The 24804-nt window shown below is 56.3% G+C and carries 26 protein-coding genes; 13 read left to right on the top strand and 13 right to left on the bottom strand.

Going from position 1 to position 24804, the window contains the following annotated elements; genetic code table 11:
- Positions 1–180: 180 nt before the first annotated feature.
- On the top strand, positions 181–600 hold the full coding sequence (locus Q0O19_RS07375; protein ID WP_295521407.1) for an NfeD family protein: 420 nt from the start codon (positions 181–183) through the stop codon (positions 598–600).
- A gap of 37 nt (positions 601–637) precedes the next feature.
- Positions 638–1558, top strand: coding sequence for a stomatin-like protein (locus Q0O19_RS07370; protein WP_295521405.1), 921 nt, complete (start codon positions 638–640; stop codon positions 1556–1558).
- A 105-nt stretch (positions 1559–1663) separates the two neighbouring features.
- Here the strand turns inward: Q0O19_RS07370 and phbB are convergent, their stop codons facing one another.
- The 4 genes from phbB to pgeF form a co-directional block, all read right to left on the bottom strand.
- Positions 1664–2401: an acetoacetyl-CoA reductase gene (phbB, locus tag Q0O19_RS07365; protein ID WP_295521403.1), complete on the bottom strand. Its 738-nt coding sequence runs from the start codon at positions 2399–2401 to the stop codon at positions 1664–1666.
- 50 nt (positions 2402–2451) lie between these two features.
- Positions 2452–3633, bottom strand: coding sequence for an acetyl-CoA C-acetyltransferase (locus Q0O19_RS07360; protein WP_295521401.1), 1182 nt, complete (start codon positions 3631–3633; stop codon positions 2452–2454).
- A gap of 22 nt (positions 3634–3655) precedes the next feature.
- Positions 3656–5374, bottom strand: coding sequence for a class I poly(R)-hydroxyalkanoic acid synthase (phaC, locus tag Q0O19_RS07355; protein WP_295521399.1), 1719 nt, complete (start codon positions 5372–5374; stop codon positions 3656–3658).
- Positions 5375–5667: 293 nt separating this feature from the next.
- Complete coding sequence (gene pgeF, locus Q0O19_RS07345; protein ID WP_295521395.1) at positions 5668–6468, bottom strand: peptidoglycan editing factor PgeF; 801 nt, start codon at positions 6466–6468, stop codon at positions 5668–5670.
- Between the two features lie 132 nt (positions 6469–6600).
- Between pgeF and aat the strand changes: the two genes are divergently transcribed.
- Genes aat through Q0O19_RS07330 form a run of 3 tightly spaced genes read left to right on the top strand, consistent with a single transcriptional unit; the run spans position 6601 to position 8931 of the window.
- Entirely contained in the window at positions 6601–7368 is a 768-nt protein-coding gene (aat, locus tag Q0O19_RS07340) for a leucyl/phenylalanyl-tRNA--protein transferase (RefSeq protein WP_295521393.1), read from the top strand.
- Positions 7365–8126, top strand: a complete 762-nt coding sequence (locus Q0O19_RS07335) for an arginyltransferase (RefSeq protein WP_295521391.1) — start codon at positions 7365–7367, stop codon at positions 8124–8126. Before aat ends, Q0O19_RS07335 begins: the two co-directional genes overlap by 4 nt.
- 25 nt (positions 8127–8151) lie before the next feature.
- Positions 8152–8931: an IclR family transcriptional regulator gene (locus tag Q0O19_RS07330; protein ID WP_295521389.1), complete on the top strand. Its 780-nt coding sequence runs from the start codon at positions 8152–8154 to the stop codon at positions 8929–8931.
- A 69-nt stretch (positions 8932–9000) separates the two neighbouring features.
- Here the strand turns inward: Q0O19_RS07330 and Q0O19_RS07325 are convergent, their stop codons facing one another.
- From Q0O19_RS07325 to Q0O19_RS07300, 6 genes are all read right to left on the bottom strand, one after another.
- Positions 9001–10095 carry a serine hydrolase gene (locus tag Q0O19_RS07325; protein ID WP_295521387.1) on the bottom strand — a complete coding sequence of 365 codons (1095 nt, stop codon included), beginning with the start codon at positions 10093–10095 and terminating at the stop codon, positions 9001–9003.
- Positions 10096–10211: 116 nt separating this feature from the next.
- Positions 10212–11750: a 2-isopropylmalate synthase gene (locus tag Q0O19_RS07320; RefSeq protein WP_295521385.1), complete on the bottom strand. Its 1539-nt coding sequence runs from the start codon at positions 11748–11750 to the stop codon at positions 10212–10214.
- A 197-nt stretch (positions 11751–11947) separates the two neighbouring features.
- Positions 11948–12775: a CDP-diacylglycerol--serine O-phosphatidyltransferase gene (pssA, locus tag Q0O19_RS07315; protein WP_295521383.1), complete on the bottom strand. Its 828-nt coding sequence runs from the start codon at positions 12773–12775 to the stop codon at positions 11948–11950.
- Positions 12776–12886: 111 nt separating this feature from the next.
- Positions 12887–13903 carry a ketol-acid reductoisomerase gene (ilvC, locus tag Q0O19_RS07310; RefSeq protein ID WP_295521380.1) on the bottom strand — a complete coding sequence of 339 codons (1017 nt, stop codon included), beginning with the start codon at positions 13901–13903 and terminating at the stop codon, positions 12887–12889.
- A gap of 40 nt (positions 13904–13943) precedes the next feature.
- Positions 13944–14435, bottom strand: coding sequence for an acetolactate synthase small subunit (gene ilvN / locus Q0O19_RS07305; protein ID WP_053175395.1), 492 nt, complete (start codon positions 14433–14435; stop codon positions 13944–13946).
- 2 nt (positions 14436–14437) lie between these two features.
- On the bottom strand, positions 14438–16201 hold the full coding sequence (locus tag Q0O19_RS07300; protein ID WP_295521377.1) for an acetolactate synthase 3 catalytic subunit: 1764 nt from the start codon (positions 16199–16201) through the stop codon (positions 14438–14440).
- A 308-nt stretch (positions 16202–16509) separates the two neighbouring features.
- On the opposite strand from Q0O19_RS07300, the gene Q0O19_RS07295 reads away from it, so the two are divergent.
- From Q0O19_RS07295 to Q0O19_RS07270, 6 genes are read left to right on the top strand one after another with little or no spacing between them, the layout of a single operon-like run.
- On the top strand, positions 16510–17076 hold the full coding sequence (locus Q0O19_RS07295) for an RNA polymerase sigma factor (protein ID WP_295521409.1): 567 nt from the start codon (positions 16510–16512) through the stop codon (positions 17074–17076).
- The gene (locus Q0O19_RS07290; protein ID WP_295521375.1) at positions 17073–17519 is read left to right on the top strand and encodes a DUF3619 family protein; all 447 of its coding nucleotides are present in this window, start codon (positions 17073–17075) and stop codon (positions 17517–17519) included. The genes Q0O19_RS07295 and Q0O19_RS07290 overlap by 4 nt, the downstream gene beginning before the upstream one ends.
- Positions 17512–18243 (top strand): DUF3106 domain-containing protein, encoded by a 732-nt coding sequence (locus Q0O19_RS07285; RefSeq protein WP_295521373.1) that lies wholly within the window; start codon positions 17512–17514, stop codon positions 18241–18243. The genes Q0O19_RS07290 and Q0O19_RS07285 overlap by 8 nt, the downstream gene beginning before the upstream one ends.
- Complete coding sequence (locus Q0O19_RS07280; RefSeq protein WP_295521371.1) at positions 18240–18779, top strand: RDD family protein; 540 nt, start codon at positions 18240–18242, stop codon at positions 18777–18779. Before Q0O19_RS07285 ends, Q0O19_RS07280 begins: the two co-directional genes overlap by 4 nt.
- A gap of 21 nt (positions 18780–18800) precedes the next feature.
- Complete coding sequence (locus Q0O19_RS07275) at positions 18801–19205, top strand: diacylglycerol kinase (RefSeq protein WP_295521369.1); 405 nt, start codon at positions 18801–18803, stop codon at positions 19203–19205.
- Positions 19202–19819, top strand: a complete 618-nt coding sequence (locus tag Q0O19_RS07270; protein ID WP_295521367.1) for a TIGR00730 family Rossman fold protein — start codon at positions 19202–19204, stop codon at positions 19817–19819. The genes Q0O19_RS07275 and Q0O19_RS07270 overlap by 4 nt, the downstream gene beginning before the upstream one ends.
- A 6-nt stretch (positions 19820–19825) precedes the next feature.
- Here Q0O19_RS07270 and Q0O19_RS07265 read toward each other — a convergent pair whose 3' ends face one another.
- Both Q0O19_RS07265 and Q0O19_RS07260 read right to left on the bottom strand, forming a co-directional pair.
- Positions 19826–20164 (bottom strand): P-II family nitrogen regulator, encoded by a 339-nt coding sequence (locus tag Q0O19_RS07265; protein ID WP_295521365.1) that lies wholly within the window; start codon positions 20162–20164, stop codon positions 19826–19828.
- Between the two features lie 35 nt (positions 20165–20199).
- On the bottom strand, positions 20200–21873 hold the full coding sequence (locus tag Q0O19_RS07260) for an NAD+ synthase (RefSeq protein WP_295521364.1): 1674 nt from the start codon (positions 21871–21873) through the stop codon (positions 20200–20202).
- A gap of 16 nt (positions 21874–21889) precedes the next feature.
- Here Q0O19_RS07260 and Q0O19_RS07255 point away from each other — a divergent pair, with 16 nt between their 5' ends.
- Entirely contained in the window at positions 21890–23068 is a 1179-nt protein-coding gene (locus Q0O19_RS07255) for a GNAT family N-acetyltransferase (RefSeq protein WP_295521362.1), read from the top strand.
- An 89-nt stretch (positions 23069–23157) separates the two neighbouring features.
- Here the strand turns inward: Q0O19_RS07255 and ppa are convergent, their stop codons facing one another.
- Entirely contained in the window at positions 23158–23694 is a 537-nt protein-coding gene (ppa, locus tag Q0O19_RS07250; protein WP_295521360.1) for an inorganic diphosphatase, read from the bottom strand.
- Between the two features lie 215 nt (positions 23695–23909).
- Between ppa and Q0O19_RS07245 the strand changes: the two genes are divergently transcribed.
- Positions 23910–24804: sodium/proton-translocating pyrophosphatase (locus tag Q0O19_RS07245; protein ID WP_295521358.1), on the top strand; the 895-nt coding region annotated here is incomplete at its 3' end.

The raw sequence follows: 24804 nt of genomic DNA, 5'->3' as shown, positions 1-24804 counted from the left end.
AGTCCATCATGGGCGCCACCGAAAGACGCCAGCGTTGGGGTTCAGGGAAATGCATAGACTCTAATTATCCTTGCCTGGCTGCGGCCTTGAAAACAAACAATGACGCCTCATTTCGGCAAGGCGTTTAATGAACCCAGTTCTTAAGCCTGACAACGACCGCTTGAGCAAGGAGAAATCGTGATGGGTGACACAACAATGTGGTGGGTTTTGGCCGGTGTCTTGGTGGCACTGGAGTTATTAACCGGCACTTTTTATTTGCTGATGCTGAGTCTAGGCGCAGTGGCAGCAGCCCTGGCTGCGCTGGCAGGCTACGGCCTAAACACACAATTGGTCGCCGCTGCCATGGTGGGCGGCCTGGGCGCCGTCTTGCTCGGCCAATGGCGCAAGCGCCAAACCACCACGCCGCAAGAAGTTCAAGACCAACATCTGGACTTGGGCGCTACCGTGCAGGTCGATGCGTGGGATGCCCATGACAGCGCGCAAGTCAAACACCGGGGCGCAGCTTGGACAGCCGTGCTGGCCCCGGGCCAGACCGCTACACCGGGCGTGTACCGCATTCAGGCCATAGCGGGCAACCGCTTGGTGCTGGAAAAAATTTGAGCCTTTAGCCACCCATACAAACCCAGGGAGAAAAATCATGGAAATAGCTGCCGTCCTCGTGATCATTGCAGTCTTGTTCATCGTCAAGACCGTCAAAGTGGTTCCACAACAAGAGGCCTGGGTGGTCGAAAGGCTGGGTAAATTCCACGCCAGCCTGGCCCCGGGCCTGAACTTCGTGGTGCCCTTTGTTGACAAAGTGATCCAGAAGCACAGCCTGAAAGAAATCCCGCTCGATGTGCCCAGCCAGATTTGCATCACGCGCGATAACACGCAACTGCAGGTCGACGGGATTTTGTACTTTCAAGTCACCGACCCCAAGTTAGCCAGTTACGGCTCGTCCAACTACATCGTGGCAGTGACTCAACTGGCGCAAACCAGCCTGCGCAGCGTGATCGGCAAACTGGAACTCGACAAAACTTTTGAAGAGCGAGACATCATCAACGCACAAGTGGTGGCCGCCATCGATGAAGCGGCGCTCAATTGGGGCGTGAAGGTGCTGCGTTACGAGATCAAAGACCTGACGCCGCCCAAAGAAATTTTGCTGGCCATGCAGTCACAAATCACGGCTGAGCGCGAAAAGCGTGCCCTGATCGCAGCCTCTGAAGGTCGCCGCCAAGAGCAGATCAACATCGCCACCGGCGAGCGTGAGGCTTTCATTGCCCGTTCAGAAGGTGAAAAGCAAGCTGCCATCAACAAAGCGCAAGGCGATGCCGCCGCCATCACCGAAATGGCCAATGCGACTGCGCAAGCCATTGAGCGGATTGCCACCGCCATCCGCCAGCCAGGGGGCGAGCAGGCGGTGCAACTGAAAGTGGCTGAACAAGCGGTACAGGCTTATGCCAAGGTGGCGCAAGACGCCAAGACCACGCTGATCGTGCCCGGCAATATGAGCGAGGTCTCGGGCCTGATCGCTTCGGCGATGCAGATGGTCAGCACGGGTAAACAAGTGGGCAGCTAAACGCCGCCTTGTAGACGCAAAAAAACCCGCAAAAGCGGGTTTTTTTGTGGGGACTGCCGACTTGAATTGCCCAGTCTGGCCCTGCCAAAATGAGCAAGCCAAGCATCAGCCCATGTGCAAACCACCGTTGACCGAGAAGTCAGCACCGGTGGCGTAACCACCCTCTTCGCTGGCCAGCCAAGCCACGATGGAGGCAATTTCGCTGGGCTTGCCCAAACGCTTGACCGGCACGGTGGCCACGATTTTTTCCAGCACATCAGGACGGATGGCGTTCACCATGTCGGTACCAATGTACCCTGGGCTGACGGTGTTCACGGTCACACCTTTGGTGGCCATCTCTTGGGCCAAGGCCATCGAGAAACCGTGCATGCCGGCTTTGGCGGCCGAATAGTTGGTTTGACCTGCCTGCCCTTTGTTGCCGTTCACCGAGGAAATCTGGATGATGCGGCCCCAGCCTTTTTCAACCATGTCGGGCACGACCTGCTTGGTCACGTTGAACATGGAGTTCAGGTTGGTGTCGATCACGGCATCCCAATCTTCACGCGTCATCTTGAGGAACACGCGGTCTTTGGTGATGCCGGCGTTGTTCACCAGCACATCAATGACGCCATGGTCTTCTTTGGCTTTGGTGAAAGCAGCGACGGTGGAGTCCCAGTCGCCCACGTTGCCCACCGACGTGTAAAAAGTGAAACCCAGCGCTTTTTGCTCGTCGATCCATTTGTTGAAGTCGCGCGTGGGTCCGCAACCGGCGATGACTTTGAAGCCGTCTTTGTGCAAACGCTGGCAAATCGCGGTACCGATGCCACCCATGCCACCTGTGACGTAAGCTACTTTTTGACTCATGAGGTTGTCTCCATTTTTATGAGTTGTTGAAAAAACGATGGGAATTCAAGTCAGGCACATTCAATGGCCAAGGACACGCCCATGCCACCACCGATGCACAAAGCGGCCAAGCCTTTTTGGGCATTGGTGCGCTGCATTTCGTGCAACAAAGTCACCAAAATACGGCAGCCGGATGCCCCGATGGGGTGGCCAATGGCGATCGCACCGCCATTGACGTTGACCTTGGCCGGATCGATGTCCAGGACCCGGTTCACTGCGCAAGCTTGTGCGGCGAACGCCTCATTGAGCTCGAACAAGTCCACGTCTTGGGCTTTCCAGCCTGCGCGGGCCAAGGCTTTTTGCGAAGCGGGAACAGGGCCCATGCCCATGTGGGCCGGATCGAGACCGCTGGTGCCGAATGCGGCAATGCGGGCCAAGGGCTTCAGGCCCAGGGCTGCAGCCTTCTTGGCACTCATGACCATCACCGCAGCGGCGCCGTCGTTGATGCCAGAGGCATTGCCAGCCGTCACGCTGCCGGCCTTGTCAAAGGCGGGACGCAAACCGGCCAGGGCTTCGGCATTGGTTTTTTTGTTGATGAACTCGTCGGTGTTGAACACCAGCGCGTCGCCTTTGCGCTGAGGAATCAGCACATCAACGATCTCGTCCTTGAATTTGCCGGCGTCTTGTGCGGCAGAGGCTTTTTGCTGGCTGCCCAACGCCAGAGCGTCCTGCATGTCGCGGCTGATGTCATGGGCTTTGGCCACGTTTTCAGCGGTGATGCCCATATGGTACTGGTTGTACACGTCCCACAGGCCGTCCACAATCATGGTGTCGGTCATCTTCCAGTCGCCCATGCGTTGGCCATCGCGGCTGCCGTTCAAGACGTGCGGACTGGCGCTCATGTTTTCTTGGCCACCAGCAATCACAATCTCGCTGTCGCCCCAAGCCACGGCTTGAGCGGCCAGCATCACGGCCTTCAGGCCGGAGCCGCACACGGCGTTGATGGTCAGGGCCGGGGTTTCCTTGGCCACACCGGCTTTCATCATGGCTTGACGGGCGGGGTTTTGGCCCGCGCCTGCGGCCAGCACCTGGCCCATGATCACCTCGCCGATGGCGTCGACAGGCAAACCGCTGCGCGCGAGCAAGCCTTGAATGACGATGCTCCCCAACTCGGTGGCAGGGGTTTTGGCGAGTGAGCCGCCAAATTTACCCACGGCGGTGCGTGCTGCTGCAACGATGACGATGTCTTCCATTTTTGTCTCCAGTAAAAATCAATCAGGCTTTGGCTTTGACGTAACGGCCTGGGGCCGCCTCGATGGCTTTGAATTGGCGAAGTTTGCCGTAGGTTTTGGGCGCTGCAATTTGTTTTCCGGCATGCCCCTTGAGCCATCCAGACCAATCGGTCCACCAGCTGCCAGGCACTTCTTGGGCGCTGGCGATCCAGTCGTTCACATCGGCCGGAAATTGTTGGCCCTCACTCAGCCAGTGGCTGCGTTTTTTGGCCGCTGGCGGGTTGATCACTCCGGCAATGTGGCCCGAGGCCCCCATGACAAAGCGTTTTTTGCCCGGCAAGACCTGCGTGCTGGCATAGGCCCCGCCGATGGGCACGATGTGGTCTTCGCGCGAGCCATAGATATAAACCGGCATGTCGACTTGGCCCAGATCAATGCTTTCTCCGCAGACCTTGAGCTTGCCGGGCTTGACCAAGTTGTTCTCCAGGTAAGTGTGACGCAGGTACCAGGCGTAAAACGGCCCTGGCAGATTGGTCGAGTCACTGTTCCAATAAAGCAGGTCAAAGGGTGGCGGCGTTTCGCCCTTGAGGTAATTGCCCACCACATAGTTCCAGACCAAATCGTTCGGACGCAAAAAGCTGAACGTCGAGGCCAAGTCTTGACCTTTGAGCAAACCGCCTTGACCCATTTGCTGCTCGCGGAACTTCACGAAGTTCTCGTCGATGAAAACATCCAGAATGCCGGTGTCGGTGAAGTTGATCAGGGTGGTGAGAAAAGTGGCACTGGCCACCGGTTTTTCGCCACGGGCGGCCAACACGGCCAAAGCGGTCGACAAAATGGTGCCGCCCACACAAAAGCCCAGGGCATTGATCTGGGGTGCGCCTGTGATGGCTTGAACGGTCTGGATGGCCTCGATGGCCGCGTGTTCGATGTAATCGTCCCAAGTCTTGTCCTTCATGGACTCGTCGGGGTTGCGCCAGCTGACGACAAAAGTACGGTGGCCTTGACTCACAGCGTAGCGGATCAGTGAGTTTTCGGGCTGCAGGTCGAGGATGTAGAACTTGTTGATGCATGGGGGCACCAGCAAAAATGGCTTTTCATAAACCTTGGGTGTGAGAGGCTTGTATTCAATGAGTTGGAAAAATTCGTTTTCGTAGACCACGGCGCCTTCGGTTGTGGCCACGTTTTTGCCCACCTCAAACAAGCTCTCGTCGGTCATCGAGACATGGCCTTGCTGCATGTCGTGCATCAGGTTCTGGAGGCCTTTGGCGATGCTTTCGCCTTTTGTCTCCACCGCTTTCTTTTGGGCCTCGGCATTGAAGGCTAAAAAATTGCTGGGTGCCGCAGCAGCCACCCACTGCTCTATGGCAAAGCGGATGCGGGTGCGTGTTTTCTCATCGGCATCCACTGCATCAGCCAAACCCATGAGGGTTCGGGCATTGAGCAAATAAGTCGCTGCGTTGAAGGCGGCGACGGGGTTCGATGTCCAAGCATCCCCTGAAAACCGACGGTCTTTGACCTGCACACTGTTGTGCAAACTCTGATTCCACAGATCTGAGGCGTCTTTGCAATACTGGCTTTGCAAGGTTTGCAGCTTTTCAGGGGAAAATTTGAGTGCCGCTGCAGAAGCATCGGGCGGCGCTTGGAGCCCCCCGAGGTCAATGGTTTGAAAATGCTGCATGGCCTGCCCCCAGCTTTTGGACAGGTTTTGCTGAAAACCCTCGCTCATTTGGGCCCAAAATTCTGGCGCGGATCCGCTCATGCCTTGTCTCCTGGAAAATTATCTTATTGATTTCTATTGATATGAGTATCTGTCAAATTGTTGTCGCCTAAATTACAAAGACCAAATAAATGTACTTGATTGTTATTGCTTGGCTGTATGTCACATTGCTGATGGGCTTGGCTGAAGCATTTAGCAGCCAAGGCACGGTATTGGGTGCCATCATCACCTTTCTTTTTTATGGCGTGCTGCCCATGTCCTTGGTGGTTTATGTGATGGGAACACCCTTGCGCCGCAAAGAACGCTTGCGCAAAGCTTCACTGGAAACCCAGGCCTCAAGACTTGAGCCAGATGCAAGCGGCCATGCGTCCGGACTGTCCGAGGACCGGACTGTCCCGACGGTGCGAAAAGAATCGGACTGAATTGGTGACTGTGCACCAATCGGTCTGGCTGTTGTTGCCGTAAATGCGGTGAATGCCGAGTTGGCTCAAACGCCTTCGCGCCAATCCCGCCAAATCGGCCAGCCATTTTCCAGGCCTTAAAGGCTTGAAGAGGTCTTCGGCGCAAGCATCGTGTTCACAGAAAGCCGCCACCACTTCTGGGCCCACCTCAAAAGCTTGGGGCCCAATGCAGGGCCCGAGCCAAACCAAAATGTCTTCTGCCCGTGCCTGACTCACCCGTGAGTTGCTGCACAAGGACTCCAGCACCCCCCAAGCTGTTTTTTGACCCGCCTCACCGGCCAAGCCACGCCAACCCGCATGCGCAGCGGCCACCCATTGACCTTGCCTGTCGCACATCAACACAGGCAAGCAATCGGCCACCATGATGGTGCAAGCCACATCGGGAACCGCCGAAACACAGGCGTCGGCCTCGGTGCCGTGGGCGCTGCTGGCGTCCAGGTTGAGTACTTTCTGTCCATGCACCTGATTCAAAAAAACCAAAGGCGCGCCGACAACGGACTGCAGACGCTGGCGGTTGGTTTCTACACAACCGATCTCATCTCCCACATGGCCGCCCAAGTTCATGCTGTCCCAGGGGGGCAGCGAAACACCACCATGGCGATCGGTCATCAAGGTCTGGACATTCTGTGGTGCAGGCCAGTCGGCTCGCAACCATGAATCAACAAAAGTGGTCATCGATCGGATTTCAATTAGGGGCTGTGCCACTCCACAAAAGAGGCATCTTTCAAGTCGAAGGATAAACCTAAAAAAGCGCTGGCAAACGCTTGAATCGAGGGTTTACCTTCGCTTTTCATGTGTAATGCAGACATGCCACGCAACCCCTCCGAGCAACCCCTGATTTGGATTGAAGCTGGGCAAGCATTGCCCTCGCCTGACCAAGCGTGGGGGGCTCAATCCCCAGCGCCCGGCTTGGTCGCTGCCAGTCGCGACCTGTCAGCTACTCGGCTTGTCGAGTCTTACAGCCAAGGGATTTTTCCTTGGTACAGCAAGGGCCAGCCGGTGCTCTGGTGGAGTCCCGATCCCCGAATGGTCTTGCGGCCCAAGGACTTCAGGCTTCACCGCTCATTGCGCCAAGCATTCAAACGGAGGCAACTTCACAACGGTTTTTCGATGTCTTTCGACCGAGACTTTCATCAAGTCATCGAACGCTGCAGCCAAGCCCCCAGAGAGGGGCAAAACGGCACTTGGATCGTGCCGAACATGATTGACGCCTACCAGGAATTGCACAACATGGGGCTAGCCCACAGCGCCGAACTTTGGTTGCACGGCGAGTTGGTGGCAGGGCTTTATTTTGTGGCGCTGGGACATGCTGTATTTGGCGAATCGATGTTCACCACCGTCACAGACGGCTCCAAAATGACCTTGGCCTTTTTGGTCAGCGTTTGCCTCCAACACGGCATTGTCACCATCGACTGCCAGCAAAATACCCGGCACTTGGCCTCCCTCGGGGCCCAAGAAATGCCTCGCGCCGAATTTTTGACGCTGGTCCAACAAGCGCAATGCATGCCACCAGTGGACTGGGGGCTGCAAACTTTATACTGGGATTTGCTGACGACTTTGGACACCGCGTCGTGACCCAACTGAACGAACTCCCGCTGCTATCCTTGCAGTTTTATGCCACTGCGGCTTACGACTGCAGTTACTTGCCCAATCGCTTGGCGCGCTCGCAAGTCGCCACGCCGAGCCATATGATCCACAACGAGGTCTATTCGGATTTGGTTGACCAAGGCTTTCGCCGCAGCGGCATGTTCACATACCGCCCTTACTGCGATGGCTGCCAAGCTTGCCAACCTTTGCGCGTGAAGGTCGAGTCCTTCAAACCCAATCGCAGCCAGCGCCGAGCTTGGCGTGCCCATCAGGACTTGCAAGTCCGAATTCTGGATTTGCAATTCGACCCAGAACACTACGCCCTTTACCTGCGTTACCAAACCCAGCGGCACGCGGGTGGCGGTATGGACCAAGACAGCGTGGACCAATACCAACAGTTTTTACTGCAAAGTCGCGTCAACTCCAGAATCATTGAATTTCGGACAGCCACGCCAACTGGCGGTCTGGGCGCTTTGAAAATGGTCAGCATTGTGGATGTCTTGAACCAAGGTCTGTCTGCCGTGTACACCTTTTATGAACCCGAAGACGAGACCAGTTACGGCACTTATGGTGTCCTTTGGCAAATTGACCAAGCCCGACAATTGAAGCTGCCCTACGTGTTCTTGGGGTACTGGATAGAAAAAAGCCTCAAAATGAATTACAAATCAAGCTTCAAGCCTTGCGAAATAAGGGTCCACGGCCAGTGGCAGCCTTTGCCGTCACCGTCTGAAATTTTCACAGCGTAAAATTTACAGACTGCCCAAAGACACCATGAAAAAAGACCCTGCATTCACGCCGACACCCACCATTCAAGTCATCGAGCGCATGTTTTCTTTGATCGATGTGTTGGCCTCCCGTTCGGAAGCCATCTCATTGAAGGAAATCAGCGAAAAAACAGGCTTGCACCCCTCTACAGCGCACCGCATTTTGAACGATCTGGCCACCGGTCGCTTTGTCGATCGGCCTGAAGCGGGCAATTACCGTTTGGGCATGCGTCTCTTGGAATTGGGTAATTTGGTCAAAGGCCGTTTGAATGTGCGCGATGCGGCATTGGCACCGATGCGTGATTTGCACAAACTGATTCAACAGCCTGTGAACCTGAGCATGCGGCAAGGCGACGAAATCGTCTACATCGAGCGCGCTTACAGCGAACGCTCTGGCATGCAGGTGGTACGCGCCATTGGTGGCCGCGCCCCTTTGCACCTGACTTCTGTGGGCAAGCTTTTCTTGGCTGCAGATGACCCTTTGCGTGTGCGGTCTTATGCCACACGCACAGGCCTGCCGGGTCAAACACGCAACAGCATCACCCAATTGCAAGTGCTTGAGCGGGAGTTGTCGCGCGTCAAACAATATGGCATCGCACGCGACAATGAAGAATTGGAGCTGGGGGTGCGCTGCATTGCCGCAGGCATCTATGACGATCAGGGTAAATTGTTGGCCGGCCTGTCTATCTCTGCACCAGCTGACCGCTTGGACGAAGGTTGGCTGCCCAAGTTGCAGGCCACCGCACACGACATTTCCAGCACACTGGGTTACCACGGTCACCTTTGAGCCATTGACACAAGGCCTGTACCCCCATAAAAAACCCCGCACATGCGGGGTTTTTTGTAGATAACGTGATCAGCCTGGTTGATTTTCTAGCAAAGCGGAATGACGGGTGCCTGATGCATTGGCGGACTTCTCCACCCACCGTCGCACGCGCTCGGCGTCGGCAATGCGGCTGAGCTTGCCTGCAGAGTCCAAAAACACCATGATCAATTTTCGACCTGAAACTTGGGCTTGCATGACCAAACACTGGCCCGCTTCAGAGATGTACCCCGTCTTTTGCAAACCAATGTCCCAGTCTGCGCTTTTCACCAAGCGGTTGGTGTTGTTGTACTGAAGGGTGCGCCTACCCACCTCAATTTCACGGCCATGCGATGTCGACAGTTCGCGCAAAACCGGCTCTTTGTAAGCGGCACCCACCAAAATGGCCAAATCATTGGCACTGGACTGGTTGCGGCTGGACAAACCAGTGGGTTCGACATAACGGGTGTCAGACATGCCCAGTGCCTGTGCCCGGAGGTTCATGCGTTTGACAAAGCTGTCCATACCGCCCGGAAAACTCCGACCCAGAGCATGGGCCGCGCGGTTTTCACTGGACATCAGGGACAAATGCAGCAAATCTCCTCGGCTCAGCACAGTGCCCACAGCCAAACGAGAAGTACTGCCTTTTTCGGTGTCCACGTCGGCCTGGGTGATGGCAATCATTTCAGACATGGACAACTGGGCCTCTGAAATGACCAAACCGGTCATCAGCTTGGTCAGCGATGCAATCGGCAACACCGCGTTGTCATTTTTTCGAAACAACACCTCGCGGGTGTCTTGGTCAATGACCAAGGCCACACTGGATTTCAAATCCAAAGGATCCGATGCGGCATGCAGGCCAGCAAGCTGTCCGTATGAGGCGCGCATGGGCAGATTGGGACGCTGAACAGTCTTGGGTCGCTTGGCATTGCCCTGGGGAGCGCCAGCGATTGGTTTTTTCTTGACTGTTTTTTGAGCGGCCTTGTTGGGCCGTTTTTTCTCGGGCGTTGTTTTGCTTTGGGCCCATGCGTCTTCGGGGACAGACAAACTGAACAATAAAACACATCCCATCAACGCCGCAGCCAAACGCCTCAAGATGGTGACGCTGACTTGCTGAGCAAAAGAAAAACCAAATCGCATCGGGAACATCGTGTGTCTATCAAAAGCTTAATCTTCCCTGAGTGTACTGAAATAAAAAAAGTCACGCAAGAACAAAGACTTGCGTGACTTTATTCAAGCCAAATAGGACTTGTAAAGTACTGCTTTCAACCCTGCGCAGCCACCCGATCGGCTTTGCTCTGCAATTTGTTGAGCGCGCTGAGGTAAGCCTTGGCCGAAGCCACAACGATGTCAGGGTCCGATCCAACCCCATTGACAACACGGCCGCTGTTTTGCAAGCGAACTGTGACCTCACCCTGGCTTTCGGTCGAGCCACTGATGGCATTGACCGAATACAGCACCATTTCAGCGCCACTCTTGATGTGTGACTCGATGGCCTTCAGCGAAGCGTCCACCGGGCCATTGCCGTCCGACTCTGTCCGCACCTCTTTGCCTTCAACGGTAAAAACCACCGATGCATGCGGGCGCTCGCCAGTCTCGCTGTGCTGCGACATGGAGACAAAACCATATTGCTCCTTTTCAGCCGTCACGCTCTCGTCGCTGACCAAGGCCAGGATGTCTTCGTCAAAAATCTCGCTTTTGCGGTCGGCCAATTCCTTGAACTTGGCAAAGGCGTTGTTGATTTCGGTCTCGCTGTCCAGCGTCACGCCCAAGTCCTGCAGGCGCTGCTTGAACGCATTGCGGCCGCTGAGTTTGCCCAGCACAATCTTGTTGGTGGTCCAACCAACGTCTTCGGCACGCATGATTTCGTAGGTGTCACGCGCCTTGAGCACACCATCTTGGTGGATGCCAGAGGCATGGGCAAAAGCATTGGCCCCGACCACCGCTTTATTGGGCTGAACCACAAAACCTGTTGTTTGACTGACCATGCGGCTGGCGGCCACGATGTGGCTGGTGTCAATCCCAATGTCCAGGCCGAAATAGTCGCGACGCGTTTTGACCGCCATAACCACTTCTTCCAAGGAACAATTTCCCGCACGTTCGCCCAAACCGTTGATGGTGCATTCCACCTGGCGAGCCCCCCCGATCTTGACGCCTGCCAAAGAGTTGGCTACTGCCATGCCCAAGTCGTTGTGGCAATGCACCGACCAAATGGCTTTGTCCGAGTTGGGAATGCGCTCGCGCAATGTCCGGATGAACTCACCGTACAACTCAGGCACGGCATAACCCACCGTGTCGGGCACATTGATCGTGGTAGCCCCTTCGGTGATCACGGCTTCGAGCACACGGCACAAGAAGTCCATGTCGCTGCGGTAACCATCCTCGGGGCTGAACTCCACGTCGCCCACCAAATTGCGTGCGAAGCGCACCGACTGCTTGGCCTGCTCAAACACCTGGTCAGGGGTCATGCGCAACTTCTTTTCCATGTGCAAGGGCGATGTCGCAATGAAGGTGTGAATGCGCCCGCTGTTGGCGCCTTGGAGGGCTTCTGCCGCCCTTGAAATGTCACGGTCATTGGCTCGGGACAAAGAGCAAATGGTGGAATCCTTGATCGCAGCAGCGATGCTTTTGACCGCCTCGAAATCCCCATTGGAACTGGCAGCAAAACCGGCTTCGATCACGTCCACGCGCAGCCGCTCCAGCTGACGGGCAATGCGCAGCTTCTCGTCGCGGGTCATGGAAGCACCGGGAGATTGCTCACCGTCACGCAAAGTAGTGTCGAAAATAATCAGTTTGTCAGTCATGTTCACTCCTGGTCAAAAACCCGCAAGTCCAAGCAAAAATGCAAAAGGCCCGTTGCGGATGGCATACGGGCCTTTTGGGAAAATGTGTGCGTGCGCTACAAATCCCGCCCGTGGGGCGCTAGCAGCAATGCAAGCAAAAAAGAATTCATGGATTAACTTTAGCACAGTTCAAAACGCCAAGTGTCTTTCAGCGGACATCATTGGTGCAAGCCGCGTTCGTCGGGTTCATCGGTGGAGGTGCTGATCATGCTGGCGGGCTGGCCTTTGGCTTTGCGCCAGATGTAAATCACATAGCCACTCAAGCCATAGAGGACGAACAAGCCGAACAACACAGTGGGCGGATCGATGTTCACCGCCGCAATACCCAAAGCCACCAACACCAAGGTGGCAAATGGCACGCTCTTTTTCATGTGCATGTCTTTGAAGCTGTAAAACGGGACATTGGTCACCATCGACAAACCCGCAAACAGGCACACCGCAAACATGCCCCAAGCCACAGTTTTGGCAGCCACAGCGTTTTCAAACATGATCCACACAAAACCCATGACCAAGGCCGCTGCAGCGGGGGATGGCAAACCCTGGAAATAACGTTTATCGACCACACCGGTGTTCACATTGAAACGTGCCAAACGCAGTGCGGCGCAGGCACAGTAAACAAAGGCTGCGATCCAGCCCCATCGCCCCAACTCCTTGAGGGTCCAGACATAGGCGATCAGTGCAGGCGCCGCACCGAAAGACACCATGTCGGACAAGGAGTCCATTTGTTCGCCAAATGCGCTTTGGGTATTGGTCATGCGCGCCACGCGGCCATCCAAGCTGTCCAGCACCATGGCGCAGAAAATACCCACAGTGGCCAGATCAAAACGCCCATTGATGGCCATGACCACCGCATAAAAACCGCCGAACAAGGCCGCCAAAGTGATCATGTTGGGCAACATGTAAATGCCCTTGGAAGGTTTTCGCACCGGCACCAGCGCTTCCACATCTACGGCACTGTCTTTGTCGCTGTCACTGATTTTGCTCATCGTCTGTTCCTGTTGCGTTTATGGAGCCGTCCCTTATCAGACAAGTTTAAGGCAGTCCACGCGCACAAGAAAAAGGCCACCGAAGTGGCCTTTTTCAATCGCCCAAAGCGATCAATTGCGGGTCTTGTCCACCAACTTGTTCTTGGCGATCCAAGGCATCATGGCGCGCAGTTGGGCGCCCACAACTTCGATGGAATGCTCTGAAGTCAAGCGACGACGTGCGGTCATGCTGGGGTAATTGGTCTTGCCTTCCAGGATGAACATCTTGGCGTATTCACCCGTTTGGATGCGCTTCAAGGCGTTGCGCATGGCTTCACGCGACCCAGCATTGATGACTTCTGGACCGGTCACGTACTCGCCGTATTCGGCGTTGTTCGAGATCGAGTAGTTCATGTTGCCGATACCGCCTTCGTAGATCAGGTCCACGATGAGTTTCAGCTCGTGCAAGCACTCGAAGTAGGCCATTTCTGGCGCATAACCGGCTTCCACCAGGGTCTCATAACCCATCTTGATCAATTCGACTGCGCCACCACACAAAACAGCCTGCTCGCCGAACAAGTCGGTTTCGGTCTCTTCTTTGAAGTTGGTTTCAATGATACCGGCCTTGCCGCCACCGTTGGCCATGGCATAGCTCAGAGCCAAAGCGCGGGCCTTGCCGCTCCTGTCCTGGTGAATCGCGACCAAGTGGGGCACGCCGCCGCCTTGGGTGTAGGTGTTGCGCACCGTGTGGCCTGGAGCCTTGGGGGCAACCATCCACACGTCCAGGTCATCGCGGGGAACGACCTGGTTGTAATGCACATTGAAACCGTGGGCACAAGCCAGTGAAGCGCCTTGCTTGATGTGAGGCGCCACGTTGTTGTTGTAGACCTCGGCGATCATTTCGTCAGGCAACAAGATCATGACCACATCAGCGGCCTTGACGGCATCGTTGACTTCCATCACGGTCAAACCGGCTTTGCCGACTTTGTCCCACGATGCACCGCCCTTGCGCAAACCGACGACCACTTTGACGCCGCTGTCGTTCAGGTTCTGGGCGTGTGCGTGGCCTTGCGAGCCGTAACCCAGAATGGCAACAGTCTTGCCCTTGATGACGCTCAAATCACAATCTTTGTCGTAAAAAACTTTCACGGGGGTTCTCCTTAGGAATAAACAGGTTCAGTCAGTGGGCTTAGACGCGCAGGATGCGCTCGCCGCGCCCGATTCCGCATGCACCAGTGCGCACGGTCTCCAAAATGGCGCTGCGGTCGATCGCCTCCAAAAAGGCGTCGTTCTTGGATTGGTCGCCGGTGAGCTCCACGGTGTAGCTCTTGTCGGTGACATCAATCACACGGCCACGAAAAATGTCGGCCATGCGTTTCATTTCTTCGCGTTCCTTGCCCACTGCGCGGACCTTCACGAGCATCAGCTCGCGCTCGGTGTAAGCGCCTTCGGTCAGATCAACCACCTTGACCACTTCGATCAGGCGGTTCAGGTGTTTGGTGATTTGCTCAATCACGTCATCCGACCCCGTGGTCTGAATGGTCATGCGCGAAAGGCTGGGGTCTTCGGTCGGGGCCACAGTCAAAGACTCAATGTTGTAGCCACGGGCCGAAAACAAGCCCACCACGCGGGAAAGTGCACCCGCTTCGTTCTCAATCAGTACAGCGATGATGTGTTTCATGATTACAGGTCCTCAACGCCCATGAGCATTTCGGTGATGCCCTTGCCGGCCTGCACCATCGGGAACACGTTTTCTGTCGGGTCCGTCCGGATGTCGAGGAAAACCGTGCGGTCCTTAAGTCTGCGGGCTTCGCGCAAGGCAGGCTCCACATCCTCAGGTTTCTCAACCAAGATGCCAACGTGGCCATAAGCTTCCGCCAACTTCACGAAGTTGGGCAAAGCATCCATGTAGCTGTGGCTGTAGCGGCCGGAATAATCAATCTCCTGCCACTGGCGCACCATGCCCAAGTAACCGTTGTTCAGGGCCACCACTTTGATGGGCGTGTTGTATTGCAGGCAGGTCGAGAGTTCCTGGATGCACATCTGCACAGAACCTTCGCCCGTCACACAATAAACTTCACTGTCGGGCTTGGCCAGCTTGATACCCATGGCGTAAGGAATACCAACGCCCATGGTGCCCAAACCACCCGAGTTGATCCAACGGCGGGGTTCGTTGAATTTGTAATACTGGGCCGCCCACATTTGATGCTGCCCCACATCGGAGGTGATGTAGGCGTCAGCATCCTTGGTCATGTCCCACAAAGTTTCAATGACTTTTTGCGGCTTGATGACCAAATTGTTGCTGTTGTCGTACTTCATGCAGTCACGACTGCGCCAGCCTTCCACGGTTTCCCACCACTGGGCCAAGGCCTGAGCGTCGGGCTTGAGACCCGACTCGCGGATCATGCCCATCAGTTCAGTCAACACGTCTTTCACGTCGCCCACAATCGGCACATCCACCTTGACGCGCTTGGAAATGCTGGACGGATCGATGTCGATGTGAACGATCTTGCGGTCCACCGAGGCGAAGTGCTTGGGGTTGCCGATCACGCGGTCATCAAAACGCGCCCCCACAGCCAGCAATACGTCGCAGTTTTGCATGGCGTTGTTGGCCTCGAGCGTGCCGTGCATGCCCAACATACCCAGGAAACGACGGTCTGTCGCCGGGAAAGCACCCAAACCCATCAAGGTATTGGTCACGGGCACATTGAGCAGGTCCACCAGGGCTCGCAACTCGGCACTGGCATTGCTCAAGAGCACGCCGCCGCCGGTGTAAATATAGGGCCGTTTGGCCGCCATCAACAACTGCAGCGCCTTACGGATCTGGCCCCCGTGCCCTTTGCGGACCGGGTTGTAAGAGCGCATTTCGACCGTCTCGGGGTAACCGGCGTACAGCGTCTTGTTGAACGAGACGTCTTTGGGCACGTCCACCACCACAGGTCCAGGGCGGCCGCTGCGGGCGATGTGGAAAGCCTTTTTCATGACCTCGGCCATGTCCTTGGCGTCCTTGACCAGGAAGTTGTGCTTGACGATGGGGCGCGTGATGCCCACGGTGTCACATTCTTGGAAGGCATCCAGGCCGATGGCCGCAGTGGGTACTTGGCCACTGATGATGACCATGGGGATGCTGTCCATGTAAGCTGTGGCGATACCGGTCACGGCATTGGTCAAGCCAGGCCCTGAAGTGACCAAGGCCACGCCGACTTCGCCCGTGGCGCGGGCAAAACCGTCAGCAGCGTGCACAGCCGCCTGCTCGTGGCGCACGAGCACGTGCTGCATGGTGTCTTGTTTGTAAATGGCGTCGTAAATGTGCAGAACGGCACCACCAGGGTAACCCCAGATGTACTGCACATTTTCCGCTTGGAGCGCTTTGACGAGGATTTCTGCGCCGCGCAATTCTTGAGCGCCCGCAGCAGTATTGGCCGTATCAGCCTTTTTCATTTCCATATTCAACCTTTGTGAATTTCTCTAACGAAAAACCTTGGGTGCCCCTGGGCTCTACTCTTGTGAAGTGGCTTTGGGACTTAAGACCACAGACATGGGCACCAAACTGTAAAAGTGCCGGACGGTGATCCGTTTGCTTTTTTTCAATTGCAATTGCGCATTATCGCACTTGTGCAGTGCGTTTTTCTAAAAACCATGGATTGTGCAGATCAGGTGACATAATTCATTGGGACTGGAGAGAATCTGCACAGCGCTGCCGCTCAGCCCATCCTCATTTTTTCAAAGCACCCTTTTGGCGTGCTGACAACGCATTGGCATCCGAAACTGAACTTGCTCAATTTCTGAAAAACATGGAAAAAAAGGCGTTCAAACGCACTTTTTACCATGTCAGGAACGAGGATGCGGCCTTGGATATTCTGCAAGACAGCATGATCAAGCTTTGCTCCAACTACGCCGACAAGCCCTTGGCAGAGTTGCCTTTGTTGTTTCAGCGCATACTTTCAAACACCATGTTGGACTGGTTTCGCCGGCAAAAGACGCGAAATGCATTGTTTACAAATTTGGGGGATTTCAACGCGGCAGACAACGATGGCGAATTTGATTTGCTGGAAGTTACCAGTTCTAGCGCAGACGATGCCACATCCGAGAGCGCCGAAGCGTGGGTGGATCGACTTCAGACACTCGAGCACATCGAAACGGCCATCATGGCTTTGCCTTCACGTCAACGAGAAGCCTTCCTGCTGCGTTATTGGGAAGAGCACGACGTGGCACAAACCGCTGCGGTGATGGGCTGCTCAGAAGGCAGCGTCAAAACCCATTGTTCCCGGGCGATCCAAGCCCTGAGCAAAACATTGGGAACACAAGGAATCAGACCATGAAATACGCCACCATTCAAGCTGAAGACGAAATGGACCGCTTGGGCCATTATTTTTCAGGCCAGCTGAGTCTGGTCACCACCGATTTGCCCCACGACATTTCACAGCGCCTTCGGGTGGCGAGGCATTTGGCGCTCGCTCACCGCCAACCGGCCTTACAACTTGGACAGGCCCAAAGCCATCAGGTCAACCGAAATGGAAGCTTGACCGCCTCCGGCGACGAAGGCCTCAACCTGTGGAATATTTTGGCCTCATCCTTGCCTTTGGTGGTGTTGGTGGCCGGTCTTCTGGCCATTCAGTGGATCCAAGATGACCACATGGTCTTGGAAATCGCGGCCACAGATTCGGCACTTCTGACCGACGAATTGCCACCCCAGGCCTACACCGATGCCGGTTTCGCCCAATTTTTAAAGCTCAACCAGAGCAGCACGGCCCAGAATGACTGAGTTGAGCCTTGGCCGTATTTTTCGCCCCAAAGCCTGGCTGATCCTTGGCTTGAGCGGTTTTTTTGCAGTGGGCTGGGTGAGTGCATCAGGGCAAACCCTTGCGGCCGAACCATCCGGTGCAGCGGTCATGTCCCACCATGCCCCTGCCAGCTCAGCACGCTCGGCCCCGCAAGACCCATCCAGCGCTTGGAAGCAATTGACGCCCATTCAAAGACAAGCGCTGGCCCCTCTTGGCGCTCAATGGCGTGCTTTGACCCCGCAGCAACAAAACAAATGGCTGACCATTTCGAAGAACTTCAATCAACTGCCTGTGGCAGACCAAATTACCATGCATTCACGCATGGCTGATTGGGTGGATTTGAGCCCCCAACAACGCAACTTGGCACGGCTGAATTTCAACCAACTGCAAAGCTTGCCCAAAGAGGATAAAAAAGCCAAATGGGAGGCCTACCAGGCTTTGACTGCCGAAGAAAAGCGTTTGCTTGTTGCAGGCACTGCAAGCCCCGCTAAAAGTGCAGCACCCACCGCCAAACCGGTAGAGCCCCACCGACAAGTCCAAACACCGGTTCGTGCCGCAGCGGGCAGCGCCTCTCAACCGTCAACCATCGACCGCAAGACCCTTTTGCCACTGCAACCCACCTTGGCGACACCGAGCCCCAATCAGCCCAGCCCAACCGAGATGCCCGAAGGTCTTAAGCCAGCCTCAGAAACATCCCCGTCATGAAGGCCCAAAGCTCAAGCGTGCTGGCGCCCCAAGACTTGAAAACACCCTCACTGAAGCGCCGAATGGCTTGCTGGCTTTACGAGGGCATGTTGTTGTTTGGCGTCATGGTGTCATCGGGTTTGGTTTATTTTGTGGCGGCCTATTGGATCACCGGTTTGGCCCCCGGCGACATGGTCATCCATCCCCAACTCAAATCGGGTTTGCAGGCGAGCAGTTTTTTGGTGTTGGGTCTGTATTTCATCTGGATGTGGCGTCGGGGTCAAACCTTGGCCATGAAAACCTGGCGAATTCAAATCGTAGACATTTCAGGGCATCCCATCAGCCACAAGGCCGCCTTCAAAAGGTACTTGGCCAGCTGGGTTTGGTTTATCCCGCCCCTGGCGGTCTCCTCTGCAATGGGTTTGCCGGTGCTCGAGTTGACGCTCTTGACATCGGGATGGGTGGTCTTGTGGGCTCTGCTCAGCCGGCTTCACCCAGAAGGTCAGTTTTGGCATGATGCTTTCGCGGGAACACGCCTGATCACCACGGCGACTTGACCCCCTTTCATCTGCTGCGCCATGCAAGACCCCACGCCCTCCACCCCCAAGGTTGTTAACCCCCAAAAAGCCCGCAAGGGCATCAGCCGCATCTGGCATGCGGGGGCCTACTCCATCCAGGGCCTTCGCGCGGGCTGGGGAGAAACCGCCTTTCGCCAAGAAGCAATGTTGTCCATGGTTTTGTTGCCAGTGGCCTTTTGGTTAGGGCAAGGTTGGGTGGAAATCGCTTTGCTCGTGGGCACGGTCTTGCTGGTCATGATTGTCGAGTTGCTCAACACCTGCATCGAATCGGCCATCGACCGCATTGGGCCTGAATGGCACGACCTGTCCAAACGTGCCAAAGACATGGGCAGCGCTGCGGTGCTTTTGAGTTTACTGCTGTGCCTGGGTGTTTGGTCGGCCGCTCTTTGGCAGCGCCTTTCATGAACAAGACGAGCACCGACACAAGGTCTGATGCAAAGCCGGCTTTTTCGGTTTGCGTTTACTGTGGCTCCAAACCTGGCCATCGGCCTGAGTTCGCCCAAATTGCGGTGCAGGTGGGGACCTGGATTGGCCAGCATCAAGGACAACTGGTGTATGGCGGCGGTCGCAATGGCCTGATGGGCTTGGTGGCAGAAGCCACACTGGCCGCAGGTGGCTCTGTGGTGGGCATCATCCCGACCGCATTGGTCGAAAAAGAATGGGCGCACCACGGTTGCACCGAACTGCATGTAGTGGACACCATGCACGAGCGCAAACGCCTGATGGCTGAAAAAGCCGATGCTTTTTTGGCTTTACCCGGCGGCATTGGCACCTTCGAAGAGCTGTTCGAGGTTTGGACTTGGCGCCAATTGGGTTACCACGACAAACCCATTGGCATTTTGAACAGCCTGGGCTACTACGACAGTTTGCTGGGCTTCATTGGCCAAGTGGTCGAGCAAGGGTTCATGGGCGACTGGCAGACGGCGCTGGTCACCGTTGGAAAAGAGCCAGAAGACTTGTTGCGCGACTTGGTGGAGGCGGCAGGATTCACGGCAGACGCCCACCTTGACAGGGTCTGATGCGATTCAGATCGCGGTTTCGTCTTGCTCGCCGGTGCGGATGCGCACCACACGCTCCACCGAGGTCACAAAAATCTTGCCGTCACCGATCTTGCCAGTGCGGGCCGCCTTGATGATGGCGTCCACGCAGCTGTCCACGTCGCCATCCTTCACCACCACTTCCACCTTGACTTTAGGCAAAAAGTCCACCACGTATTCGGCACCGCGGTACAACTCGGTGTGGCCTTTTTGACGGCCAAAACCCTTGACTTCGGTCACGGTGAGGCCGGTCACGCCACATTCGGCCAATGCTTCACGCACCTCTTCCAGCTTGAAAGGTTTGATGATGGCGGTGATTTGTTTCATGGAAATAATCCTCAAAATATGGAGAGTGCCCGGAATCAGGCGCGGAATTTGTTGGTCATAGGATAACGCCAATCCTTGCCAAAACTGCGGTGGGTCACGCGAATGCCCACGGGCGACTGGCGGCGCTTGTACTCGTTGAGTTTGATCAAGCGCGTGACTTTTTCCACATCGGCCCGCTCAAAGCCGTCGGCAATCAAGGCCTCCACGCCCTCGTCGTTTTCCATGTAGCGCTGAATGATCGCGTCCAACACCTCATAGGCGGGCAGGCTGTCTTGGTCTTTTTGGTCGGGGCGCAGCTCCGCACTCGGTGGCCGGGTGATGATGCGCTCAGGGATCGGCTGGCTGCCTGTGCCATAGGGGTCGTTCAGGTTGCGCCAGCGGGCCAAGTCAAACACACGGGTCTTGACCACGTCCTTGATCACCGCAAAGCCCCCCGCCATGTCGCCATACAGCGTGCAGTAACCGGTGGCCATTTCGCTCTTGTTGCCGGTGGTCAGCACAATCGCACCCGTTTTATTGGACAAGGCCATCAGCAGCGTGCCCCGGATGCGGGCCTGGATGTTCTCTTCGGTGGTGTCTTCTTTCAAACCCGCAAACTGCTCAGACAACGCGGTCTTGAAGCCATCGAACAAAGGGGCAATCGAGATTTCGTCGTAACGCACCTTCAAGCGTTTGACCATGTCGCGCGAATCGATCCAGCTGATGTCGGCCGTGTAGGGAGAGGGCATCATCACGGCATGGAGCTTGTCGGCTCCGATGGCATCCACCGCGATGGCCAACACCAAGGCCGAATCGATACCGCCCGACAAGCCCAAAATGGCACCCTGGAAACCGTTTTTGCCCAGATAGTCGCGAACACCCAAAACCAAGGCGTCCCACAACTCGGCATCGGCACTGGCCATGGGCACCAAGGCTTCAGGCCCTGCAATCAAGTCCACACCCGTGGCTGCGGCTTGAACCTGAACAGCCATGGCCGCTTCACGAAATCCCTCGGCTCTGGCCACGACCTGACCCTGGGCGTTCAGCGCAAAGGAACGGCCCTCAAAAATCACTTCGTCTTGCCCCCCCACCAAGTGGGCGTAAATGAGGGGCACCCCAACGTCTGTCACGCGCTCGCGCATGCGCTGCTCGCGCTCCGGGCCTTTGCCCGCATGGAAAGGCGAAGCATTTAGCACCGCCAACACCTGCGCTCCTGCGTCACGCGCCAGTCGGGCAGGCTCTTCAAACCAGGCGTCTTCGCAAATGAGCAAGCCCACCCACACGCCTTCGACCTCAAACACCCCCACCCCATGGCCAGGGGTGAAATATCGGCGCTCGTCAAACACCTGGTAATTGGGCAACTCGCGCTTGTCATACGCGCAGACCACCTGGCCTTCACACAGGACGCTGGCGCGGTTGTGGCGGCGCGTCACGGCCACGCTGCGGGTGCGCACACCGCCGCCTTCGGGATGGCCGACCACCACATGCATGCCCTTTAACCCGGCCAGGTCTCGGGCCACCGTTTTCAGGGCATCATCGCAGGCGTCGATGAACGACGGGCGCAGCAAAAGGTCTTCTGCTGCGTAACCGCAAATCGACAACTCGGGCGTGATCAGCAAACGTGCACCTTGGGCATAAGCTGCTTGGGCGGCGTCGATGATTTTGCGGGCATTGCCCGGCATGTCACCGACGACAAAGTTGAGCTGGGCCACACAGATTTGGAGAGTCATAAAGGTGCAAAGAAATATGAGCTTGAATTATGTCACCCGGGTGCAAGATGACCTGAGCGGCATCGATCCCCAAGCTTGGGATGACTTGCTCGCCCGGCAAGATGCGCCATCCCCCTTCATGCAGCATGCCTATTTGTCGGCCATGCAAAACAGCGGCTCCGCCATCCCCGAGACCGGCTGGACGCTGCAAGTCATCAGCCTGTGGCGAGACAACTCCCAAGGCCCCGTGTTGGCCGCCGCTTGCCCGCTCTACATCAAGACCCATTCGCGCGGCGAATACGTGTTCGACCACGCCTGGGCCGACGCCTACCAACGCCACGGCCTCGACTACTACCCCAAAGCGCTTTTGGCCTCGCCCTTCACCCCCGTGCCCGGCAGCCGCTTGCTGGCCGAATCCGATGCGGCACGCCAGGCCCTGCTGGCCGCCTTGCTGGAGCTTTGCCAAACCAACGACATCCCCTCGCTGCACATTTTGTTTGCCAGTCCGCAAGACCTGCACACCTGCGAGCAAGCCGGTTTGCTGCAGCGCAGCCAGGTGCAGTTTCACTGGCAAAACCAAGGTTGGCGTGACTTTGATGACTTTTTGGGCAGCCTGAACCAGGAAAAGCGCAAAAAAATCCGGCAAGAACGCCGCAAAGTGCAGGAGGCGGGCGTGACTTTTCGCGCCGTGCGCGGCCCCGACATGACCGGCGACGACTGGGCTCTGCTGCAGCGCTGCTACCAGCAAACCTATTGGGAACACGGCAATGCGCCTTATTTGACCCCGGCATTTTTTGAAGCCATGCGGCGCAACATGGCTCCCAACTGGCTGCTGTTTGTGGCCGAACACGCGGGCCAAGCCATCGGCATCAGCCTGATCGGCCTGCATCTGAACGCCGAGGGCCAGCCCGAAGTCGCCTATGGCCGCTACTGGGGCGCACTGGCCCGGGTGGACTGCCTGCACTTTGAAGCTTGCTACTACCAGCCGATTAAATGGTGCATCGCCAATGGCGTTCAGCGTTTTGAGGGCGGTGCCCAGGGAGAGCACAAAATGGCGCGAGCCCTGCTGCCCACGCCCACCCACAGCGCCCACTGGCTGGCGCACCCGTCGTTTTCAGAAGCGGTGGCCCGGTTTCTGGAGCGGGAAAAGGCCGGGGTGGAGAACTACCTTGAAGCGCTTCACCAGCACTCGCCTCTAAAAAAAACACCGTCGTAAAACCATGAAAAACGCCTGCGCGGCGCAAACCGGGCAGGCGATCACATTGTGGCGCAGCCCCCGAGAGAGCGAGCGTTAAACCAGACGCGTCAGGCCTTGGTTTTGTTGTAGGCCCCGATGCCATCCAGGATTTCCTTGTGGGCGGATTCTTTACTTTCCCAGCCTAAAATCTTGACCCATTTGCCTTTTTCCAGGTCTTTGTAGTGCTCAAAAAAGTGGGCGATGGCGTTGCGACGCATGGCGTTCACGTCTTCAATGCTTTTCCAATGGTCGTACATCGGCAAAATTTTGCTGGTCGGCACCGCAATCACCTTGCCATCGACGCCGGCCTCGTCTTCCATCATCAAAATGCCCAAGGCGCGGCAGGGCACCACCACACCGGGGTGCAAGGCGTAGGGCGTGATCACCAGCACGTCCACAGGGTCTCCGTCGCCAGACAGGGTTTGGGGCACGTAACCGTAATTGGTGGGGTAGTGCATGGCCGTCGTCATAAAGCGGTCCACGAACAGGGCGCCCGTTTCCTTGTCCACCTCGTATTTGATCGGGTCGGCGTTCATCGGGATTTCAATGATCACATTGAAAGATTCGGGAACATTTTTTCCAGGAGTGACGTTATCAAGGGACATCTTGCAGGTCTTTGTTGAGGGGGGTTGAGAAAAAAGCAAACTCTAGGGATTAACCCCGATTTTACTTTCACGGGGCTTGCTTATTCGCACATCGGGAGCCTTTAATAGACCGTTGGCCAATCGATTCTTGGTGCAAGGAAAGAGGAAGCAACGCCGTGGAGGGGCCTCCAACGCGTTGCGCCTCCGTTCAGCGACAACCATCGAGGAGTTCAACGATGACAGGAAATTCAGTGCTTTTTTTGGCACTCATTTGTGGTTTGATTGCCGTGGCTTATGGCATTTGGGCCCGAGGATGGATTCTTTCTCAAGACGCCGGCAATGCGCGGATGCAGGAAATTTCGGCTGCGATTCAGGCCGGCGCTGCAGCTTACCTCGCCCGCCAATACAAAACCATTGCCATCGTGGGCGTGGTTTTGACCATCCTGATGGGTCTATTTTTGGATGGCATCACCGCCATCGGCTTCGTGATCGGTGCGGTGCTTTCGGGCGCGTGCGGCTTCATTGGGATGAACGTGTCGGTCAAAGCCAATGTCCGCACGGCTCAGGCCGCCACCAAAGGCATTGGCCCAGCGCTGGACGTGGCGTTTCGGGGTGGTGCCATCACCGGCATGCTGGTGGTGGGTTTGGGTCTGTTGGGTGTGTCCGGTTTTTATTGGTTTCTGGTCGGCAACGGCAACCTGACGCCCGATAAAAACTTGACCACCTTGCTCAACCCCTTGATTGGCTTTGCCTTCGGCTCCTCGCTGATCTCGATTTTTGCCCGCTTGGGCGGGGGTATTTTCACCAAGGGCGCTGACGTCGGGGCTGACCTTGTGGGCAAAGTGGAAGCGGGCATCCCTGAAGACGACCCGCGCAACCCCGCAGTGATCGCAGACAACGTGGGCGACAACGTGGGTGACTGTGCCGGCATGGCAGCGGACTTGTTCGAAACCTATGCCGTGACACTGATTGCCACCATGGTGCTGGGTGCACTCTTGGTCACAGCGGCTCCGGGGCAAGCTGTTTTGTACCCATTGGCCCTGGGGGCGGTCTCTATCATTGCCTCCATCATTGGTTGCTTTTTTGTCAAAGCCTCTCCTGGCATGACCAACGTGATGCCAGCACTTTACA

It is taken from the genome of Limnohabitans sp. Rim8 (assembly GCF_945869175.1).
In the GTDB taxonomy this organism is placed as follows: Bacteria; Pseudomonadota; Gammaproteobacteria; order Burkholderiales; family Burkholderiaceae_C; genus Limnohabitans_A.
This window is presented reverse-complemented; position numbering and strand designations above follow the sequence as displayed.

Coding starts and splice junctions, on each gene's coding strand:
- ilvN (WP_053175395.1), bottom strand. CDS start 14,435: ATGAAACACATCATCGCTGTACTGATTGAGAACGAAGCGGGTGCACTT.
- aat (WP_295521393.1), top strand. CDS start 6,601: ATGCCACGCAACCCCTCCGAGCAACCCCTGATTTGGATTGAAGCTGGG.
- Q0O19_RS07300 (WP_295521377.1), bottom strand. CDS start 16,201: ATGGAAATGAAAAAGGCTGATACGGCCAATACTGCTGCGGGCGCTCAA.
- Q0O19_RS07375 (WP_295521407.1), top strand. CDS start 181: ATGGGTGACACAACAATGTGGTGGGTTTTGGCCGGTGTCTTGGTGGCA.
- Q0O19_RS07290 (WP_295521375.1), top strand. CDS start 17,073: ATGAAATACGCCACCATTCAAGCTGAAGACGAAATGGACCGCTTGGGC.
- Q0O19_RS07255 (WP_295521362.1), top strand. CDS start 21,890: ATGAGCTTGAATTATGTCACCCGGGTGCAAGATGACCTGAGCGGCATC.
- pssA (WP_295521383.1), bottom strand. CDS start 12,775: ATGAGCAAAATCAGTGACAGCGACAAAGACAGTGCCGTAGATGTGGAA.
- Q0O19_RS07260 (WP_295521364.1), bottom strand. CDS start 21,873: ATGACTCTCCAAATCTGTGTGGCCCAGCTCAACTTTGTCGTCGGTGAC.
- Q0O19_RS07320 (WP_295521385.1), bottom strand. CDS start 11,750: ATGACTGACAAACTGATTATTTTCGACACTACTTTGCGTGACGGTGAG.
- ppa (WP_295521360.1), bottom strand. CDS start 23,694: ATGTCCCTTGATAACGTCACTCCTGGAAAAAATGTTCCCGAATCTTTC.
- Q0O19_RS07370 (WP_295521405.1), top strand. CDS start 638: ATGGAAATAGCTGCCGTCCTCGTGATCATTGCAGTCTTGTTCATCGTC.
- pgeF (WP_295521395.1), bottom strand. CDS start 6,468: ATGACCACTTTTGTTGATTCATGGTTGCGAGCCGACTGGCCTGCACCA.
- phbB (WP_295521403.1), bottom strand. CDS start 2,401: ATGAGTCAAAAAGTAGCTTACGTCACAGGTGGCATGGGTGGCATCGGT.
- Q0O19_RS07285 (WP_295521373.1), top strand. CDS start 17,512: ATGACTGAGTTGAGCCTTGGCCGTATTTTTCGCCCCAAAGCCTGGCTG.
- phaC (WP_295521399.1), bottom strand. CDS start 5,374: ATGAGCGGATCCGCGCCAGAATTTTGGGCCCAAATGAGCGAGGGTTTT.
- Q0O19_RS07270 (WP_295521367.1), top strand. CDS start 19,202: ATGAACAAGACGAGCACCGACACAAGGTCTGATGCAAAGCCGGCTTTT.
- Q0O19_RS07280 (WP_295521371.1), top strand. CDS start 18,240: ATGAAGGCCCAAAGCTCAAGCGTGCTGGCGCCCCAAGACTTGAAAACA.
- Q0O19_RS07360 (WP_295521401.1), bottom strand. CDS start 3,633: ATGGAAGACATCGTCATCGTTGCAGCAGCACGCACCGCCGTGGGTAAA.
- Q0O19_RS07330 (WP_295521389.1), top strand. CDS start 8,152: ATGAAAAAAGACCCTGCATTCACGCCGACACCCACCATTCAAGTCATC.
- Q0O19_RS07265 (WP_295521365.1), bottom strand. CDS start 20,164: ATGAAACAAATCACCGCCATCATCAAACCTTTCAAGCTGGAAGAGGTG.
- Q0O19_RS07275 (WP_295521369.1), top strand. CDS start 18,801: ATGCAAGACCCCACGCCCTCCACCCCCAAGGTTGTTAACCCCCAAAAA.
- Q0O19_RS07325 (WP_295521387.1), bottom strand. CDS start 10,095: ATGTTCCCGATGCGATTTGGTTTTTCTTTTGCTCAGCAAGTCAGCGTC.